The 368-nt window shown below is 48.4% G+C and carries 1 protein-coding gene; it reads right to left on the bottom strand.

The features are described 5' to 3' along the window. Positions 1–368: Ig-like domain-containing protein (locus AN389_RS20420; protein ID WP_160318641.1), on the bottom strand; the 368-nt coding region annotated here is incomplete at both ends.

Below are 368 nucleotides of genomic sequence, written 5' to 3'. Positions count from 1 at the left end.
GCTGCGGTGTTATCAAGTTCAACTGTATCCTCAGCTGTAACAGGGTTACCTGCTACATCGGATACGCTGGCTGTAGCAGTGAGTGTGCCGTCATTTAATGCGCTTGCATCAATCGGGTCGGTAACGTATTCGCCGTTTTGTACAAGTGCCGTGGTTTCAACTTGGTTTGTGCCATCGCTGATAATAACAGTTACAGTTTGGCCGTCTTCAACATCGGTTACTGTACCGCGCACAACGATTGCTGCACTTTCGCCGTTGCCATTTATAACGCCGTCGGCTGTTTTATCAATGCTGGTTGTAATTGCTGCTGTGTTATCGTGCTCAACTGCATCTTGTGCTGAAATTGGGTTGCCAGCCACATCAGACAC

This window comes from Pseudoalteromonas sp. P1-7a, from assembly GCF_001401855.1.
Lineage (GTDB): Bacteria > Pseudomonadota > Gammaproteobacteria > Enterobacterales > Alteromonadaceae > Pseudoalteromonas.
This window is presented reverse-complemented; position numbering and strand designations above follow the sequence as displayed.